At 50.3% G+C, this 2491-nt stretch carries 3 protein-coding genes; 1 reads left to right on the forward strand and 2 read right to left on the reverse strand.

What is annotated here, in order from left to right; translation table 11 throughout:
- A partial coding sequence (locus GAC_RS04455; protein ID WP_037349558.1) for a malonyl-CoA decarboxylase N-terminal domain-containing protein occupies positions 1 to 426 on the reverse strand: 426 nt, incomplete at its 3' end.
- A gap of 203 nt (positions 427 to 629) precedes the next feature.
- On the opposite strand from GAC_RS04455, the gene ssb reads away from it, so the two are divergent.
- Entirely contained in the window at positions 630 to 1136 is a 507-nt protein-coding gene (ssb, locus tag GAC_RS04460; protein WP_010263519.1) for a single-stranded DNA-binding protein, read from the forward strand.
- A gap of 400 nt (positions 1137 to 1536) precedes the next feature.
- Here the strand turns inward: ssb and GAC_RS04465 are convergent.
- Positions 1537 to 2491: MFS transporter (locus GAC_RS04465; protein ID WP_037349560.1), on the reverse strand; the 955-nt coding region annotated here is incomplete at its 5' end.

Below are 2491 nucleotides of genomic sequence, written 5' to 3' on the forward strand. Positions count from 1 at the left end.
CAGAGACATAAACTGCCTAAGAATGGCCAACCTGGGAGAGAGCAGAACGGAGATGAGCTCGAACTTAAGTTTTTCCTCGAGATCTGCGTTGCTGTTGTTTACGTATGCACTGATCTTGCGGTTTATATCCTCCTTACTAGAGTTGAACTGGTCATTCAACATACGCAGAAACTTGGCCTTGCCCACATCAGACAGGTGCAGGTAGAGATTTCCAAGGGATATAGTATTGTGCCTCGCCTTAACTTCCCCACCCTTCGGGCTAACACACTCCTGCATTTTCCCAAGAAGCTTGTCCATATCCTGGCTTCTGGCAAGATCGCTACTTATGTTGCCAACCCAGGACATGACAACATCGGTCACCTCACCGACGACCCTTGCCACACTGCTAAGTGTTCTATGCTTTATCTTGAGCAACGAGCTTTCCACGCAAGCTAGAAGGCTAATACAAACCTTGCAGTTTTATAACATTTAGCAGACTCCGTCCATCTATACTTCGCCCGTTATGGTGCATAATCCGTGCCAACCGCGCTTATGACCCCGACGTACGGGTGGGACCCACAACAAAAGCTTGAACTGGATACCTTACACGGTTAAGATTGTGCGCGCTTCTGGTACTTCGGTTCGGATATATGTCCTCGCTTGGTGTTAATAAGGTGATCCTGATTGGGCATCTGGGGAAAGACCCAGACGTCAGGGTTATGCAAAATGGCAAAGAAATGGCAAGTTTTTCCCTGGCAACTTCTGAGAGCTGGCTAGACAAGGCGTCTGGGGCACGCACCGAAAAGACGGAGTGGCATAGCATAGTCGTGTTCAGTGAGGGGCTCGTTCGCGTTGTGAAGACCTGCGCACGCAAGGGCAGTAAGGTCTATATAGAAGGCTCGTTGCGCACTAGGAAGTGGTCAGACCAGAACGGCAACGATAGGTACACTACAGAGGTAGTGCTGCAGGGGTTTAACTCCGCGCTCTGTTTGCTCGATCCTAGGGGAGGTGGAGCCGCCACCCAGGATGCATTGCAAAACGCTGCAGGTCCCCATGAGGAGCCTGGGATGTGCGTGGATGATGCTGGCCTACCTGAGAACGCCATCGTTGAAGAGGTCAGTTTTGCGGACGAAGATATGGATGAAATACCCTTCTGAGGGGGCGTAGCATCGGCGAGTGGCTGGACTGCAACCAGCGTATTAGGAGCTAATCTAGGCGCTAACCAGCTGTGCAGGTGCCCGGGCGTGGCATCACTTATGCCTCATTAGAAGCAGCAGGAATGCTGAAAACCCATGGAAAGCAGTGCTGGCGTCTTCATTGCAAAGCTAAGTTGCAACCACTGGAGGTTGTGCGGCAATTTTGAAAAAGTGTTGGCAGAATACGAAAAAGCTGTAAGTAGCAGGGCCGGCATTGTGCCGCTACGGTATCCACACTCCTTGACCACCCAAGCTACACGCGGTTAAAGCGCACAAGACGCGCTAGGCGTACGCATCACCACCCGCATCTATAAAACCTCAGGTGCGTGCTTTCAGCCCATAAGCTTCCGGTGCGGGGCTGTTACTTCCCCCCCCCCCTTCTTCTGGAAAATGCAAACTTGTATGATTCACCTTCAACTCGCAGGAAAAGCGCAACCATAACGAAAACTGCAACAGCGCAAAGGATCAGGTAAAATGCTGGGGCATTATCGAACCCGGTAGCATGAGAAAACCACAGACAAATCGCCGGGGAAAACCCGCCCACAAGGTACCCCGCACTGTAGGGAATCGAAAAACAAGTCTGCCGCGCACCCACCGGGAAAATTAGCACAACAAATGGTATACACCATCCTATGTACGTGCCAAGCATTACGTGGTACACAATAAGGGCCGTCACGTCACCCTTATAGATGAAGTGTACAATTGGATACGTCGTAACTATTATAAAGGCCAATAGGACCAAAAAGTAACTCCTTCGCTTGTTAGCATCAGACACAAGCAGGCTGCTATAGCTCGCAAGTGTCATAAGTAATAACACAACCGAATACTCCCAGATACTTGACCTGTGACTCAAGTCCATGTAGACCATGGATAGATAAAAAAACCCAGAGGCAAGCGAGCTCATCATGAGCACCAGCAGCACTCCCCCAGCGTTTTGCAGTAGAGATTTGAGAATGTTTTCCTTACGCCCAGTTGCTCTATATTTCACATAATCTGGGCTTTCGTGAATTTTAGAGCGGAGGTAAGGAAGCACACAGCTAACTGCACCCGCAACTAAAAACGGAATTCTCCACCCCCACTCGTGCATCTGGGCCTCCGTAAAAGTGGCCTCGCATGCCTTCAGCACAAATGTGCCTAGAAGTATCCCGACGCTAAAAAATGTCAACCTTGCCACCCATACCGTCTTCACCTTGCTCCTATCAACGCTTTCGGCCATCAATACAGTGCCACCTATCTCCGCACCGTATGATAATCCCTGAATAATCCTCAGCACAATAAGTACAGCAGGGGAAAGGCTCCAAGTAGCGGGAGTTGGG

The sequence above is a fragment of the Anaplasma marginale str. Florida genome (assembly GCF_000215485.1).
GTDB lineage: Bacteria > Pseudomonadota > Alphaproteobacteria > Rickettsiales > Anaplasmataceae > Anaplasma > Anaplasma marginale.